Annotated in this window: 16 protein-coding genes; 3 read left to right on the forward strand and 13 right to left on the reverse strand. The window is 50.2% G+C overall.

All coding sequences use genetic code 11. From position 1 onward, the window contains the following. Positions 1–7: 7 nt before the first annotated feature. From ACYVJQ_RS19440 to ACYVJQ_RS19495, 12 genes are all read right to left on the reverse strand, one after another. Positions 8–649: a hypothetical protein gene (locus tag ACYVJQ_RS19440; RefSeq protein WP_460894785.1), complete on the reverse strand. Its 642-nt coding sequence runs from the start codon at positions 647–649 to the stop codon at positions 8–10. A gap of 118 nt (positions 650–767) precedes the next feature. Beyond that, positions 768–1,220: a nuclear transport factor 2 family protein gene (locus tag ACYVJQ_RS19445; RefSeq protein ID WP_460894786.1), complete on the reverse strand. Its 453-nt coding sequence runs from the start codon at positions 1,218–1,220 to the stop codon at positions 768–770. A gap of 215 nt (positions 1,221–1,435) precedes the next feature. Then, positions 1,436–2,110, reverse strand: coding sequence for an endonuclease III (gene nth / locus ACYVJQ_RS19450; protein ID WP_460894787.1), 675 nt, complete (start codon positions 2,108–2,110; stop codon positions 1,436–1,438). A gap of 18 nt (positions 2,111–2,128) precedes the next feature. Continuing rightward, positions 2,129–2,359, reverse strand: a complete 231-nt coding sequence (locus ACYVJQ_RS19455; protein WP_460894788.1) for a hypothetical protein — start codon at positions 2,357–2,359, stop codon at positions 2,129–2,131. Next, on the reverse strand, positions 2,334–2,933 hold the full coding sequence (locus tag ACYVJQ_RS19460) for an RNA polymerase sigma factor (protein ID WP_048922433.1): 600 nt from the start codon (positions 2,931–2,933) through the stop codon (positions 2,334–2,336). The genes ACYVJQ_RS19455 and ACYVJQ_RS19460 overlap by 26 nt, the downstream gene beginning before the upstream one ends. 292 nt (positions 2,934–3,225) lie before the next feature. Continuing rightward, positions 3,226–4,113 (reverse strand): YitT family protein, encoded by an 888-nt coding sequence (locus ACYVJQ_RS19465; RefSeq protein ID WP_460894789.1) that lies wholly within the window; start codon positions 4,111–4,113, stop codon positions 3,226–3,228. 25 nt (positions 4,114–4,138) lie between these two features. After that, a complete protein-coding gene (locus ACYVJQ_RS19470; RefSeq protein ID WP_460894790.1) occupies positions 4,139–4,771 on the reverse strand; it encodes a DUF6799 domain-containing protein in 633 nt (210 codons plus the stop codon). A 769-nt stretch (positions 4,772–5,540) separates the two neighbouring features. Next, the gene (gene arsB, locus ACYVJQ_RS19475; protein WP_460894791.1) at positions 5,541–6,587 is read right to left on the reverse strand and encodes an ACR3 family arsenite efflux transporter; all 1,047 of its coding nucleotides are present in this window, start codon (positions 6,585–6,587) and stop codon (positions 5,541–5,543) included. A gap of 125 nt (positions 6,588–6,712) precedes the next feature. Further along, on the reverse strand, positions 6,713–7,483 hold the full coding sequence (locus tag ACYVJQ_RS19480) for a metallophosphoesterase family protein (protein ID WP_460894792.1): 771 nt from the start codon (positions 7,481–7,483) through the stop codon (positions 6,713–6,715). Positions 7,484–7,638: 155 nt separating this feature from the next. Next, positions 7,639–8,199: an ArsI/CadI family heavy metal resistance metalloenzyme gene (locus ACYVJQ_RS19485; protein WP_460894793.1), complete on the reverse strand. Its 561-nt coding sequence runs from the start codon at positions 8,197–8,199 to the stop codon at positions 7,639–7,641. A gap of 1 nt (position 8,200) precedes the next feature. Then, positions 8,201–8,536, reverse strand: coding sequence for an ArsR/SmtB family transcription factor (locus ACYVJQ_RS19490; protein WP_460894794.1), 336 nt, complete (start codon positions 8,534–8,536; stop codon positions 8,201–8,203). A gap of 113 nt (positions 8,537–8,649) precedes the next feature. Then, positions 8,650–9,045, reverse strand: a complete 396-nt coding sequence (locus tag ACYVJQ_RS19495) for a group III truncated hemoglobin (protein ID WP_460894795.1) — start codon at positions 9,043–9,045, stop codon at positions 8,650–8,652. Between the two features lie 185 nt (positions 9,046–9,230). Between ACYVJQ_RS19495 and ACYVJQ_RS19500 the strand changes: the two genes are divergently transcribed. Beyond that, entirely contained in the window at positions 9,231–10,883 is a 1,653-nt protein-coding gene (locus tag ACYVJQ_RS19500) for a peptide MFS transporter (protein WP_460894796.1), read from the forward strand. Between the two features lie 79 nt (positions 10,884–10,962). Here ACYVJQ_RS19500 and ACYVJQ_RS19505 read toward each other — a convergent pair whose 3' ends face one another. Then, a complete protein-coding gene (locus tag ACYVJQ_RS19505) occupies positions 10,963–11,397 on the reverse strand; it encodes a hypothetical protein (protein ID WP_460894797.1) in 435 nt (144 codons plus the stop codon). Between the two features lie 175 nt (positions 11,398–11,572). On the opposite strand from ACYVJQ_RS19505, the gene ACYVJQ_RS19510 reads away from it, so the two are divergent. Both ACYVJQ_RS19510 and ACYVJQ_RS19515 read left to right on the forward strand, forming a co-directional pair. Continuing rightward, positions 11,573–12,832: an MFS transporter gene (locus ACYVJQ_RS19510; RefSeq protein WP_460894798.1), complete on the forward strand. Its 1,260-nt coding sequence runs from the start codon at positions 11,573–11,575 to the stop codon at positions 12,830–12,832. A 617-nt stretch (positions 12,833–13,449) separates the two neighbouring features. Next, positions 13,450–13,833 carry a hypothetical protein gene (locus tag ACYVJQ_RS19515; RefSeq protein WP_460894799.1) on the forward strand — a complete coding sequence of 128 codons (384 nt, stop codon included), beginning with the start codon at positions 13,450–13,452 and terminating at the stop codon, positions 13,831–13,833. Positions 13,834–14,025: the final 192 nt, after the last annotated feature.

Raw genomic sequence — 14,025 nt, forward strand, 5'->3', positions numbered from 1 at the left:
AGCCTGGTTATGCTTTGGGTAGAAATTCGTTGATCAAGTAGAAGAAAATATCCTCTTCTGTTGAATACAAATAAGTCAGCCTAGCCCAGGCTTTGGCACCGAACTCAAATTTATTTCCGCTGCTGTCTGTGTAGTTCCACTTATTGAAGATATCCTTTTTCAGGTAGGCCTTTTCTTTATTTGTGGTGTACTCTAAATTCCCAAATGCGTCTTTCTTCATAGAGATGTGGACACCGCTTCTTTTCTCCTCATAAGTTGAATTCCCGAAGATGTCCTTTCCTATTTCAATTTTGTTGTTGCGGTTGTCTTGGAAAACCACATTGCCAAATATGTCCACAACATGAGAGGCCTGATACCCTTTTTTAACTTTGTTTTCTCCAATCAAGGACTTGAAGAAATCTCTCTTTGCTTCCTCATCCTGCAAGAGGCCTTTAAATTTCAGGTCAAGGTATTCCTTGTTGAAAGTAACCGTGTTGTTGCTGTTGTCTGAAAAGATCAGGGCGCCAAAGATGTCCTTTTTTAGGGTAGCGGTGTACCGTTGGTCTTGTGAAGCATATTGCAGATCGCCAAAAATATCAAATTGAATGCGCTGGGCCTGCAAGTGTAGACTGAGAGCTAGCAGCAATAGTATGAGAGGATATTTTTTCATGCGATTTAATATTTTATAGAATATTGTATTTGTTAGGGTGTGTCTTGTGACAATTTGGCTTTGAAGTTTATAGCTGCTATAAAGGTGTAGTTGAGGCAGATATATTTAGAATATCATTTTACTCTGCGCAGACATTATTAGCATGCCGAACGGTTAGCTTCCAAGTATTTTTCTTTTTCATCCAGACATTTGTATACCTGCGTTTCAGCTTCTTGCCGGCATTCGGGGCTCCTTTGGCAGGAGTAACTTCTTCGCTTCCCATCACAATGACCATATCCGTAAAGAATAAGAACTTCTCAGGATATCTTTTAAATGACGTGTATCTAATTACCCCACTTTTTATAAGCCGAAGCAATTCTGCTTTTTCATTTACAATCTTGTTGGTGGGATGATTAACGGTTACTTCATCATCCATTAATTTGTCTAACGCTTTCGCATCGCCTTTAAAAATTGCTTCTGCGTGGGCAAGATCAAGCTTTTCAATTTCCTTTCTGAGGTCATTATTTCTCTGTCCAGAAGTCACAGAATAAGAAAACAACAGAATTAAGAATGTAAGAATGTACAGCTTCATAAGTCATATGGGTTATTGCATTAAGCTACGTTAATTTTCTCAATGCAATCAGGTCTTCTTGAAGCATGCTGCCAACTGGCTGCCAAACCGAGTTATTCGGCTTATCTGTCAAAATCTACAAATAAACTGAATAAGGTACCGCTAGATAGTTAGCCACTTACAAAATCACTCTATCTGTTTCGAGACCGTTTTCGCAAAAACAGCCCTAAAACAGATTATAGTTTGTTCTCTGGGTCTTCTGGTTTGTTGGGCCAGTTCTTTTGGTAGTAGGCGCAGAAGTGGGTGAGGGGGCAGCGTTCGCATTGCGGGGTGCGGGCCAGGCAGATGTAGCGGCCATGCAGGATAAGCCAGTGGTGGGCCTTTGGCACCAGGTCTACGGGTATGTGCTGGAGCAGCTCCTTCTCCACTTCCAGCGGGGTGCGGGCTTTCGCGCTTACCAGGCCTAGCCGTTTAGAGACCCTGAACACGTGCGTGTCTACGGCCATGGCGGGCATGTTGAAAATCACCGAGGAGATGACGTTGGCGGTTTTACGGCCAACGCCGGGGAGTTGCTGCAGTTCCTCTATGGTGCTGGGTACCTCGCCCCCGAAGCGCTCTACCAGCATCTTGCCCAGCCCGGCCAGGTGCTTGGCTTTGTTGTTGGGGTAAGAGATGCTTTTAATGAACGGGAAAATCTCCTCAGACGTGGCGGTAGCCAGAACTTCTGCCGAGGGATATGCTTCAAACAGCGCCGGCGTCACCAGGTTTACCCGCTTGTCGGTACATTGGGCGCTTAAGACCACGGCAATAAGCAGCTCATAGGGTGTGCGGTAGTCCAGTTCCGTTTCAGGTTCTGGAAAGTGCTCTGTGAAATAGGAGATGAGGTGCCGGTACCGTTCTGGTTTGCGCATAAAAAAAGTTTGCATCCTTTACGGATGCAAACTTACAGATTTGGAGTAACTAATGATAGCGTTGGTGACCCGGTCACTAGGTTGGGTCAGGGCGTCTTCCAGGCTTAGCTGGGTGAGGAGCAGGTCGGCACAGCACTCGGCCAGTTCCTGGTCCACCATTAAGGCTTCTTCCAGGTCTAGACGCTGCTTTTTGGGCAGTTCGTTATAAAGATACTGTACAAGATCATGTTGAGTAAAGGTTTTGATCATAGGCTGTTTTATCAATGGACATTTTTTTCCGCAAATTGATTAATGCGTATCTCATTCTGCCCAAAGCGGTATTAATGCTAACACCGGTAGCCTCTGCAATCTCCTGGAAGCTCATGTCTGCGTAGTGGCGCATTATCAGCACCTCTTTCTGCGCCGGCGGTAACTGTTGAATAAGTTCACGCAGGTGGGCATGGGTTTCCTCTTTGATCCTCACAGATTCCACAGATTCCTCAGAGAAGCTCAAGGTGTTAAACACATTGCTGCCATCTTCCAGGGTAATCAAAGGGCTCCGTTTCTCCCGTCGGAAATAGTCAATAGCCAGGTTATGGGCGATACGGCAGATCCAGGATGAAAATTTTCCTTCCTCGTTGTAACGGCCGCCTTTCATGGTATGGATTGCCTTCACAAAAGTCTCCTGTAACAGGTCTTCAGCGGTGTAGGTATCCTTTACTATGAGCAGAACGGTAGTATAAACTTTGCTTTTGTGGCGGCTAACCAATTCCTCAAATGCGCTCTCGTTACCAGCAATATACGACGATACTAACGCCGAATCGTTGAGCTGTACTGTATTCATCTAAATCTACAATTAAGGTAACGTAGAGGTCTAGGCCATATTGTGAGGTTAGCGTGATTAGATAGGTTTTATTATGATCAAATATAGAAAACGAGCCCTTCAAAAGCAAAGGGTGGAAACCTCTTTGCGTGTTAATTTTTTTCTGGTTTGGGCCTGCTTTCTCAAAAACTGGCTTAAAACAGGAAATAAGTTAAAAAATAAGCCTCAAATACTGCACCAAAAATGTAAAGGTAATGTTGTTGGCCCGCAAAAAAGCAAAGATGTGGATAAATAAGTGGCGCGAGGTATTTTCTTAATGCGAAAGGGGACGCTTTTTGATCATGCCCCCCGAGGTATCATTTATACTTTGCATAATGAGAAAGGCCGAAGGGTCCAGTTCAGAGATGAGCACCTTCAGGCGCTGCACCTCCAGGCGGGTTACCACGCAGTACAGAATGTCTACCTCGTCTCCAGAGAAGCCTCGCTGGCCCTTGTAGATAGTCACTGCCCGACCCAACTGGGTAAGGATGGCCTGCCGGATGGTCTGGTTGTGCACTGACACAATAGTCACCCCGGTGTACTCTTCAATACCGTGAATGATAAAGTCAATGGTTTTAGAGGCAGTAAGGTAAGTGAGCACCGAGTACATGGCCGGTTCAACGCCCAGTAAAAAGGCTGCTCCCATAAAAAGGATAAGGTTGATGAGCAGGATTACATCACCAATGGTGAGGCTGGTGCGTTTGCTCAGGAGCAGGGCCAGAATCTCGGTGCCGTCCAGTACGCAGCCTCCCCTAATAGAAAGACCTATTCCCGCGCCCAGGAAAAAACCGCCAAAAACGGCCGTAAGCAGTTTGTCATCTGTAATAGATGGGAAATCAAGGAAAATAAGTAGCGTGGCCAGCCCCATTACCGCAAAAAGGCTTTTAATGGCAAAAGATTTAGCTACTTGCTTATAGCCAGCCAGTAGAAACGGCACATTAATCAAAAGAATAAGCAAAGGCAGGGGCAGGCCGCTACTTTTGGAGAGCAGCATAGACAAGCCAGTCACGCCGCCGTCTATAAAGTGGTTAGGGATAAGAAAACCTTTCAGGCCTACTGCGGCAGAGGCAATGCCAATCAATATAAGAACAAGGTCTCTGATCCTGCCCCAGGGGCGCTTTACTTTTAAAGAAGACGGAAGGGGAGGCAATGAAGGATTCAAAGGCTGGTAATGCGTTTAGAGATCTTTATTTGGCTTGGGCGGGCAACGCCTGCAGCTTCTGGTTGACGACGGTCAATTGCTTGTTAAGGCCATTGTAGTACGCTTCAATGCTTTTGCGTTCCTGGCTTGACAGGTTTTTCTCCAGAAGGGCAGCGCGTTCCTCCAGCAGCTTGGCCCGCTGCTCCAGTAACTGGGTGCGTTTATCCAGACCCTGGGGATAGGTGATGGTGTTTTTGTTGTTTCCGGCAGATACTATCTTTCCATTTACGGTGACAATACGGGTCTCTGTATCACCTACCACTTTCTTTTCCTGCTCTATAATGGTGTTGTGGGTGAAAATATCATCAGCTACCAGCACTACCCGGCCCTGCGGACTTACGGCGTTCTTTTGTTTAAGAGTGTAGGTTTTGCCATCTGGCAGGTGTACCTGTCCGTCTGGAGTCACGGTGGTGCCGTTGCTGTATTGTACAGGTGCCTCTACGGCATATAGCTTGCCGCCCCTGTGCTGTACCAGCTTGCCTTGTTGCCAGAAGATGGTGTTGTCTTTGATGTTGGACCGGGTAACCAGCGAGTCCTGGCCTTGTTGGGCCCCACTAACCAGGGGGAAAGAAAAGGAAGTGCCCAGGAACAGGCAGACCGAAAGGAGAAAGCTTTTCATAGCGGTGCTGAATAGTTTAGAGCCTGTTTATACGCATTTATCCTTTCTGCGATGAGTCAGGAGCTTCTCAATGTTGGGGTTGGTATCTATATCATCATAAAGATGCAGCCATCTTCTTTTAAAAGTTCAATTTATGGCGTATCCTTCAAAGGAAGGGGGCGTATATACAAGGGCAAGGTGAGCAGCACCTGAAAGGTTTTCTGGATATGGAACCAGATTTAACCGTAAAGAGATGACAGACTGAAAGCTTGCTAGAAAGATGGATTGGCCATTTTCTGGTAGAGTTAGCAACTAAGTCCCTGGTTTGGCTTAATTGACCTTTGCTTTATTTCTTTGTAAGTCAAGAATCGGCTGCAGGAAAGTATGGGTTTGGCAATTTGATATGTATAGCAATAATGCTACTTATGGCATTGAGCAAGAACCTTAAAAAATAACCTGCCAAGCAGGTTCTCTTTTGTAAAAGGAGGACATGAGTAAGAAGTTATGAAAGAGGCTACAAAGCCTCTGCCTTCTGCTTAAGAAAATAGAAAGATGAAAACGCAGTAGAAGACTGCTTGTAAAGGCAAAAAGAAGTGAGGCGGCGGATAGGAGTCGTGCTGTTGGAATGCAGAGCCCCTCATTTCTTTTCCCCTCCTCCAGAATGGAAGTTGCCCACACCGGTTGTAGTACAAAACGGCTTCCATCTTAATTATATATATAAAGCAGAAGCGGCAGCCCCATAAGGCTGCCGCTTCTGCTTTATACCCTTTTTCCTATATGTCTATTGAACTTAGGTAGGCGTGAACTTAGATCTCCAGCGCAGGGCTACATTCACCAGGCTGATAAGCACCGGCACCTCCACCAAAGGGCCAATGACGGTGGCAAAGGCTACCCCAGAGTCAATCCCGAACACGGCAATGGCCACGGCAATACCCAGCTCAAAGTTGTTACTGGCGGCAGTAAAGGCCAGAGAAACCGTCTTGCCATAGTCGGCGCCGGCTTTGCGGCCCATCCAGAAGGCAATAAAGAACATGATGATAAAGTAGATGAACAACGGAATGGCTACCCGTACCACATCCAGCGGCAAGCGCACCATCAAATCTCCCTTCAGGCTGAACATCACGGCAATGGTGAAGAGCAGCGCCACCAGCGTCATGGGGCTAATGGCCGGAATAAATTTCTGCTCATACCATTCTTTCCCTTTCATGGGCAGTAACACCAACCGGGTAAGCGCCCCGGCCGCAAATGGAATGCCCAGGTAGATCAAAACACTCTGCGTCACTTCGCCAATGCTAATCTCTACCAAACTGCCTTCAAGGCCAAACAGCGGCGGCAAGACCGTAATGAATAAGTACGCGTAGGCACTATAAAACACAATCTGGAAGATGCTGTTAAACGCCACCAGTCCCGCCACATAATCAGGGTCGCCTTTAGCCAGGTCATTCCAGACCAGCACCATGGCAATACAGCGCGCTAACCCTATCAAAATAAGGCCCACCATAAACTCCGGCTTGTCTGGAAGCAGCGTAATGGCCAGAAAGAACATGAGCAACGGCCCCAGCAACCAGTTCTGCACTAAGGACAGCAGCAGGATTTTCACGTCTTTGAACACCCGGCCCAACTGTTCATAGCGCACCTTCGCCAGCGGCGGATACATCATGAGAATCAAGCCCACGGCAATTAACCAGTTGGTGCTTCCGCTCTGGAACCTATCCAGGCCTTTAGTAACAGTAGGGTAAAAATACCCAACGGCCACGCCCACCCCCATGGCCAGAAAAATCCAGAGGGTAAGGTAACGGTCCAGGAAAGAAAGCCGGGGAGTAGAGGTTTGAGCCATTTTTATTGAGAGATTGAATGATTGAGAGAGTGAGAGAATGAATAGTTGAGAGATGGATTGATATGGAGATGATTTAGGAAAGCATGTTTCTATTCTCTCAATCATTCAACCTCTTAATCATTCAATTACTTCCCGCCTGTGCGGAGCATCTGAGCAAATTCATTGGGCAGGGGGCTGGCTTCAATGGCCTGGGCGGCTTTTTCCACGTCATAGTCTACACGTCTGAATTCTACCTGCAGGCTTTGGGCGTCAATGGTAGAGGTGTTCTCATTCAGGTGCAGGATGACGTAGCCGGCTTGCGGGTTTCCGTCTTTGGGTTTGCCCACCGAGCCCAGGTTAATGGCGTGGCAGTAGCGGGTCTGGCCGTCATGTTCATAAGCCAGCACGCGGTGATAGGGCTTGTGTGTGTGCCCGAAGAGGAGCACGTCTGTGTGGGCATCTCTTATAATGCGCAGCAAACTAGCCTCCGGCCGATCATCAAACAGATATTCATTGATCTTGCGTGGGCTACCGTGTGCCAGCATCAGGTTAATCTCAGGGTTCTGAAACTCCAGCCTGATGTGACGGGGCAACATGCGCAGGTACTGCCGGGTCTCAGGGGTGACGGTAGCATCTGTGTAGGCAATGGACTGGCTGCCCAGGTCTTTGTCCTGATCGGTTTTGTAGGCGCAGCCGCATTCGCCGTTGGCCAGGCCAATGCCCTCATCATAATTGCCGGCAATGGTGGGGATGCGGCGGCACTTGATGAGCTCCACCACCTCGTTGGGTTGGGTGGCATAGCCCACTAAATCACCCAGGCAATAGACAGCGTCTGGGTTCTGTACGTCTAGGTCGGCCAATACCGCCTCCAGGGCCGGCAGGTTGGCGTGGATATCAGAGAAGAAAGCTATTTTCATAGGGTATATTTCTGGTCAGAGAGATAAAAGGCAAAGACCTGAAGCGAGAGGGACGGAAAATCGTTTTGGTCCTGTTTTCTGAAAAACAGGCCCGAAACGGAGCCATGAGGGCGCTTTTTCATTCACTCACTCAATCTCTCAATCACTCAATCACTTTAGCAGCAACCGCTGCCTGGGGTGCAGCTGGCGCCTTCAGCTTCTGCTATGCCTAAAGAGGTGAGTGGCATGAAGGTTTTTGCTGGTTTCTGGGCCGGCATTTCAATGGTAGCCTGGGCCGGAGGCATGCAGCAGGCGCTGGCTTCCTCAGAGGAGTAATGCGGGTCATTGAACTCGGCATCGGCGTGGAAATAGTAGACTTCCCACTGCACACCGTCTGGGTCGGTGACCCAGAACTTATCCTGGGTGGCGTAGCAGCAGTTGGTGCCCATTTCCTCTAAGATAGGCAGGCCTCTTTCTCTAATGGCGGCCAGGCGGGCGTGCAACTCGGCCTCGGTTTCTACCTGAAAGCCTAAGTGCCCGAAGTGCGCCTGCACCCGCTCTGGGTTCTGCACAAAGGAGATAATCAGAGACGGCGACTCCAGCACGTATTTGGCGTAGTCGGCCTTTTGTTTCACGGGCTCCTGCCCGAAGAAGGAGTTGTAGAAAGCTACGGTTTTGGTAATGTCTGACACGTAGTAGCTCACGTGCATTCTTGGGAAAACAGCGGTAGTGTTCATATTAACAACAGTTATTGGCGGTACATGAATTTAATTGGGTGAACAGTTTCTCAAAGAAGGTGCGGGCCACCTGCCATTGCTTCACGTTGAGGCAGTAGCAGACCCGAGGGCCGTCAATGTCGCCGGTGATAAGGCCGGCCTGTTTCAGTTCTTTCAGGTGCTGTGACACCGTAGACTGAGACAGCGGAAGTTCGGCCACAATGTCGCCGCAGATGCAGCTTTGGCGCTGGGCCAGCAGCTTAAGAATGGCAATGCGGGCGGGATGGCTCAGGGCCTTGGCTATCTTGGCCAGCTCCACGCTCTCCACATCAAAGGCTTCGGTCTTGGTATAGGCCATGGTTTGTTATTGTTTATCGTAAATATACGATTGATATCTAAAAAAGAAACGGCTGTCCCTGAAAAAACATTCCGTTTTGGGGCTGTTTTTGAAAAAACGGGCTTAAAACAGGTTTACGGCTTTACCAGCGGTGCGCTATAAATGCCCATTTTCATCTGGAAGATATTGGCAATGCTGGTAGCCTTCTGCCGGGCCTGGTTAGCCATGGGGCCTTCAAACAATTCTTCAACGGTCTTGTTGAAGAGGGCAATCCAGCGGGTGAAGTGGGTGCGGTCAATGGGCATGGAAAGATGCTTGGGAAACGGCTGTCCCTTGTAGGCCATGGACCCAAACAGCACAGTGCTCCAGAAATGGTACATCTTAGGCAGGTGGTGGTCCCAGTCTACCTGGGCAAAGTCATTGAACACCGGGCCCAGCAAATCATCCTGGTTCACGTGGTCATAAAAGGTGTCTACCAGTAATTTAATGTCTTCTTCGGTGGTAAGGTCTGGCTTGGTAATCTCCTGCATTGCTTCTTCTCCTAATCTTCTGCTCTGGCTAAAAGGATGCAAAATTAGGGGAAGGTGCCGAGGCCTGAAATGACATTCATCAGTTTAGGGCTGTTTTGCCCAAAACGGCCCTAAAACAGCCGTTAGTTGGTAAACGCGCCGAAATTCTCTATTTTCAACGTTTTTTACCACGTAATCTTTGCCAAATGTCTGAACCAGCCGCAAAACACCCGCGCGGGTTGTATTTCCTGTTCTTTTCTGAAATGTGGGAGCGTTTCGGGTATTACCTCATGGTGGGTATTTTCTTCCTGTACATGACAGACGCCCAGAAAGGCGGCCTGGAACTGGACAAAGGCACGGCCTCAGACATCTACGGAACCTTCATTGCCCTCGTATTTCTAACCCCTTTCCTGGGCGGCCTTTTAGCCGATAGGGTGCTGGGGTACAGACTCTCTATCTCGCTTGGCGGCATTTTAATGGGCATTGGCTATTGCGGCCTGGCGATAAAAGGAGACACCGCTTTCTATGTTTCCCTGGGCCTAATCATTCTGGGTAACGGTTTCTTCAAGCCCAATATCTCCACGCTGCTGGGGAACTTGTATTCTAAGCCGCAGTACCTGCCGCAGAAAGATGCCGGGTACAACATCTTCTACATGGGCATTAATATTGGAGCCATGGTCTGCAACTTCGTGGCCGCCTACATGCGCAACAACTACGGCTGGGGCTACGCGTTTGTGGCCGCCGGAATTGGTATGTTCATAGGCGTGCTGGTCTTCTGGATGGGCAACAAAGAATACCGCGAAGCCGATGTGCGCAAGCCCGTGCAGGCCAATGATATGTCACTAGGGAAGATCTTCGGGATTGTGTTGCTGCCAGCCGTGCTATGCGGTATTGCCAGCTGGTTCCTGATTCCGGGCAACGTGTTCGGGTCAGACTCTACAGATGCGTTCCTGTTCGGGGCGCTGCCTATTGTAATCTTCTACGTGAGTCTGTATGCCAAGGCCTCTGCCGAGGACAAACGCCCTATTGCCGCGCTGTTGGCCATCTTTGGGGTGGTAGTGGTTTTCTGGGCCGTCTTCAAACAGAACGGCACCGCCCTTACCACCTGGGCCGAAAGCTATACTGACCGGACTATGCCCGCTGTTATTGCCAAACCCGCCGAGGCCCTGGGCATGGTGCAGCGCGTAGATACTGAACCCAAGACTGTTCCTGCCTACGACCCTATGTTCCGGACCACCACTGATGCCGACGGCAAGGTAGTGACTAAGCAGGGCGTGGACCCGTACCTGAACAACCTGGAGAAAGGCTTCTGGCCAAAAGCCGGGGAATCGCTGGCGCTGATCTCTACGGAGCTCTTTCAGTCCATCAACCCCTTCTTTGTGGTGATTCTGACCCCGGTGGTGGTATCGTTCTTCGGGTTTCTGCGCCGACGGGGCAAAGAGCCCAGCACGCCGGCCAAGATTGGCTGGGGCCTTTTCATTACTGCCCTTTCTACCTTAGTGATGGTGGGTGCCGTGTACGCCAGCGAAAACGGAGCCGAGAAAAGCGCCGGTTGGTGGTTGGTGGGCACGTATGCGGTGGTAACCGTGGGCGAACTCTTCTTGAGCCCGATGGGCTTGTCGCTGGTGTCTAAACTGAGCCCTCCAAGATTAACTGCATTGTTGATGGGTGGATGGTTCTTGGCTACTTCTATTGGGAACAAACTGTCTGGGGTGCTGGCTAGTATGTGGGACCGCTATGATAACAAGGCGTTTTTCTTCCTGCTCAACTTCGCCGTAACGCTGGCCGCCGCCGGTGCCATCTTCATGATGATCAAGTGGCTGCGCGGTATTGTGGAAGAGCATACCCGAAGGGCTTAGATCCAGATTACAGACCATAAATAGAGAAGGCCCGGTAGCGTTAACTACCGGGCCTTCTCTATTATTAGTTTACGCTAAATTAAGATTGTACCTCTACGTTCTGGCGTTCAGCTAGCCACTGCAGGGCTTCGGTTTCAGAGGTGAAGCCTTCAAAATCGGCATCCTGGCCGTACCAGGCTTTGGTGCGGAGCAGTTCTACGTACGCAATGGTTTCCGGGTCTTCGGCGTGCGCCGGGGTAACCAGATAGGCAACGTGAATGGTACGGTCCAGCTGCCCATGCAATTGGGGGTAGAAAGACTCCTGCACCCAAAGGGCGTCTTCCTCAGATAAAGGGCCGCGGCTTCTTATGTCAAACAACCAGAAGCGGGCGTTGGTCCCCTGGGCCAATTCCAGCACCTGCTGGTACACCTCACGCGTGGGGAAGGCATACACCGGCTGGGGCCAGCGCAGAAACAGCACGTCTAAATCCGGGCGGTAGGTAAGCGCAATAGCATCTAGAAATATAGGAGACATAAGCCAAGTATTAACGTGTAAACTTACTGAGTTTGTCCTTATGCATTGCTATGCAGGCCAAATTCATAGTCTAATTCTATATAGCCAACACCTATATTTGGGAATCGTTCCGTTTGGGAAGATTAATTTCCCCTCCCAGAATTACCCGTACCTTTGCCTTCCATATTTATTCTCTGTGACCACACCATTCCCAGCCCCAGAAGAACGGCATGACCCGTATGCCGTATTGCGCCTCCCAGAGTTCCGGCGGTTCATCTCGGCCCGTTTCTGCATTACCCTGGCCATGCAAATACAGGCTGTGGTGGTGGGCTGGCAGATCTATGACATTACCAAAGACCCGTTTTCCCTGGGCCTCATCGGCTTAGCCGAAGCCATTCCTTCCATCACGGTAGCTCTGTACGCCGGTCACGTAGCCGATATGGTGCCGCGCAAGCGCATTATCATGACCGTGCTGGCCGTGCTGCTCTTCTGCTCGCTGGCGCTTTTGGCGTATACCCTGGATTTTGGCCACGTGCTGCGGGCCTGGGGCACGGTGCCCATTTACGCCATCATTTTCCTGAGCGGCATTGCCCGCGGGTTCATGGGCCCGGCCGTGTTCTCGTTTATGCCGCAGCTGGTGAAAGACCGGAAGCTGTACGCCAACGCCATTACCTGGAGCAGCACTACCTGGCAGGCGGCCTCGGTGGCCGGTCCGGCCATTGGCGGATTGGTATATGCCTTTGGCGGCGTGACCATGGCCTTTGGAGTTGATGCGGCGCTGGTGCTTTGCTCGTTCCTCTTCTACAGTTTCATTGCTGGTCGGCCGCTGCCGGCCACTGAAGGACCTAAACTCAATATCAAGGAAAGCCTGCAGACCGGATTGAAATTCGTGTTCGGCAACCAGATTATTTTGAGTGCCCTGGCCTTGGATATGTTTGCGGTGCTGTTTGGGGGGGCTGTGATCCTGTTGCCTGTGTTTGCTTCAGATATCTTAAAAGTTGGTCCTGAAGGCTTGGGTATTCTGCGTTCGGCCCCGGCCATTGGGTCTGTGGGCATGGCATTGTTCCTGGCCTACCGGCCGATCACCCACAATGCCGGCAAGAAAATGCTGTGGTGCGTGGCGGGGTTCGGTGCCTGCATCATCGGGTTTGGGTTGTCTAACGTGTTCTGGCTCTCGTTTGGGTTGCTGCTGATCAGTGGCCTGCTGGACAGTGTCTCTATGATTATCCGGTCCACGCTCATTCATACCTTTACCCCCGAGCACATGAAAGGGCGGGTCTCCAGCGTGAACAATATCTTTGTAGGTTCCAGCAATGAGATCGGTTCTTTTGAATCTGGCCTCGCGGCGAAGTTGCTGGGCGTGGTGCCGTCGGTGGTGTTTGGTGGGTCTATGACGTTGCTGATTGTGGCGTTTACCGCCTGGAAAGCAGATAAGCTCAGGAAGTTGAGTTTTTGATTTTTGCTTTCGCTTTGGATAATGAATTTGCCATTGCTGGCGTTGCGGCCGCTGTCGCCTTAAGTCCTTATGCTTTCTTGTTTCATCTTCTCTCTCCGAGCGCTCACGGCCGCGGGGCCCCGTCTTTCCCCCCTCGCACTGCCCTTGCGGCCGAGTTGCAGTCTGCCCTTAGTGAAGCCCCTGTAGGGCCACAAGCGAGGCGCTCGGAGTAAAGACTGGAATTGGGAAATGCGTGGTGAAGATTGGGTATGTAGTTCTTCGATGATCCTTTAGGGGCCGTTGGAGTTTTGGGCACATTTTTAGAAAAATAGGCTCAAAACGCAGTACTGTCCGACAATTTCCAGTACTGCTTACTAAGCGCAGACTCTCCCCTTGAGGGGGGCGAAGGGGGGTGTTTACACAGGAGAGTACGCATGTCGTCCCCCTTTGAAGGGGGTAGGGGGATGAAGAACTATTGCATATTTACTCAGGACTCAGGACTAGGCGAAGCCGGCTCAGTTTTCCGAAAAACGGTCCCAAAACGCAGCTTCAGGCATTATAGCCAGGGGAGAGGCCGATAAAGGTTTCCATCTTACGGCTATCCTCTCTATCTTTACCCCAGAACCCATCTTGCAGTCTTGGAATTCAGAGTCATCTTTTTTGCGGTATATCTTTTTCTAGGCTCGCTGCTGCCGTCCTCTGATTTGCATGAGCTTTCCAAAATCTCCTACCTCCTGCAGCATTACCAGACCCATAAAGCCCTAACCAGCGAGTTGGGTTTTGACGAGTTTCTGGACATGCATTACCTGGGCGCCGAGGACACTTCTTCTGAGCACCATGACCGGCTCCCGCTCAAGCAGATGGGCAACTCAGCGTATGATTTCTTTGTGGCCCTTCCGTTGCTGCAGCCTGTGTTCAGGGTGCAGGCAATGCCGGGTTCACCGCAATATGCCACGCATACCCAACCCCGGGTACCGGAAGCCTTTACCGGCAATCTGTGGCAACCGCCGCAACTAGGCTAACTTCCTGGTAGTGGCAGGCCTTTTGGCCTAACCTTCTCTTATACGTTTTGGCAGATTCACCTGAAAGCACCTTGGCCCCGCTCAGGCTGGCATTTCTTTGTAAGGTCCCTCCCTGTTGGCCTTCACTTAGAGGAATCGGCATCCATTGAGCCGCCTTTCTGCTTTCCTTTTGGTGTGCTTGCTGTTTTAGGG

It is taken from the genome of Rufibacter soli (assembly GCF_054781795.1).

What these genes read in the sequence shown, in the direction of transcription:
- ACYVJQ_RS19440 (WP_460894785.1), bottom strand. Translation starts at nt 649, where the DNA reads ATGAAAAAATATCCTCTCATACTATTGCTGCTAGCTCTCAGTCTACAC.
- ACYVJQ_RS19445 (WP_460894786.1), bottom strand. Translation starts at nt 1,220, where the DNA reads ATGAAGCTGTACATTCTTACATTCTTAATTCTGTTGTTTTCTTATTCT.
- nth (WP_460894787.1), bottom strand. Translation starts at nt 2,110, where the DNA reads ATGCGCAAACCAGAACGGTACCGGCACCTCATCTCCTATTTCACAGAG.
- ACYVJQ_RS19455 (WP_460894788.1), bottom strand. Translation starts at nt 2,359, where the DNA reads ATGATCAAAACCTTTACTCAACATGATCTTGTACAGTATCTTTATAAC.
- ACYVJQ_RS19460 (WP_048922433.1), bottom strand. Translation starts at nt 2,933, where the DNA reads ATGAATACAGTACAGCTCAACGATTCGGCGTTAGTATCGTCGTATATT.
- ACYVJQ_RS19470 (WP_460894790.1), bottom strand. Translation starts at nt 4,771, where the DNA reads ATGAAAAGCTTTCTCCTTTCGGTCTGCCTGTTCCTGGGCACTTCCTTT.
- arsB (WP_460894791.1), bottom strand. Translation starts at nt 6,587, where the DNA reads ATGGCTCAAACCTCTACTCCCCGGCTTTCTTTCCTGGACCGTTACCTT.
- ACYVJQ_RS19480 (WP_460894792.1), bottom strand. Translation starts at nt 7,483, where the DNA reads ATGAAAATAGCTTTCTTCTCTGATATCCACGCCAACCTGCCGGCCCTG.
- ACYVJQ_RS19485 (WP_460894793.1), bottom strand. Translation starts at nt 8,199, where the DNA reads ATGAACACTACCGCTGTTTTCCCAAGAATGCACGTGAGCTACTACGTG.
- ACYVJQ_RS19490 (WP_460894794.1), bottom strand. Translation starts at nt 8,536, where the DNA reads ATGGCCTATACCAAGACCGAAGCCTTTGATGTGGAGAGCGTGGAGCTG.
- ACYVJQ_RS19495 (WP_460894795.1), bottom strand. Translation starts at nt 9,045, where the DNA reads ATGCAGGAGATTACCAAGCCAGACCTTACCACCGAAGAAGACATTAAA.
- ACYVJQ_RS19500 (WP_460894796.1), top strand. Translation starts at nt 9,231, where the DNA reads ATGTCTGAACCAGCCGCAAAACACCCGCGCGGGTTGTATTTCCTGTTC.
- ACYVJQ_RS19505 (WP_460894797.1), bottom strand. Translation starts at nt 11,397, where the DNA reads ATGTCTCCTATATTTCTAGATGCTATTGCGCTTACCTACCGCCCGGAT.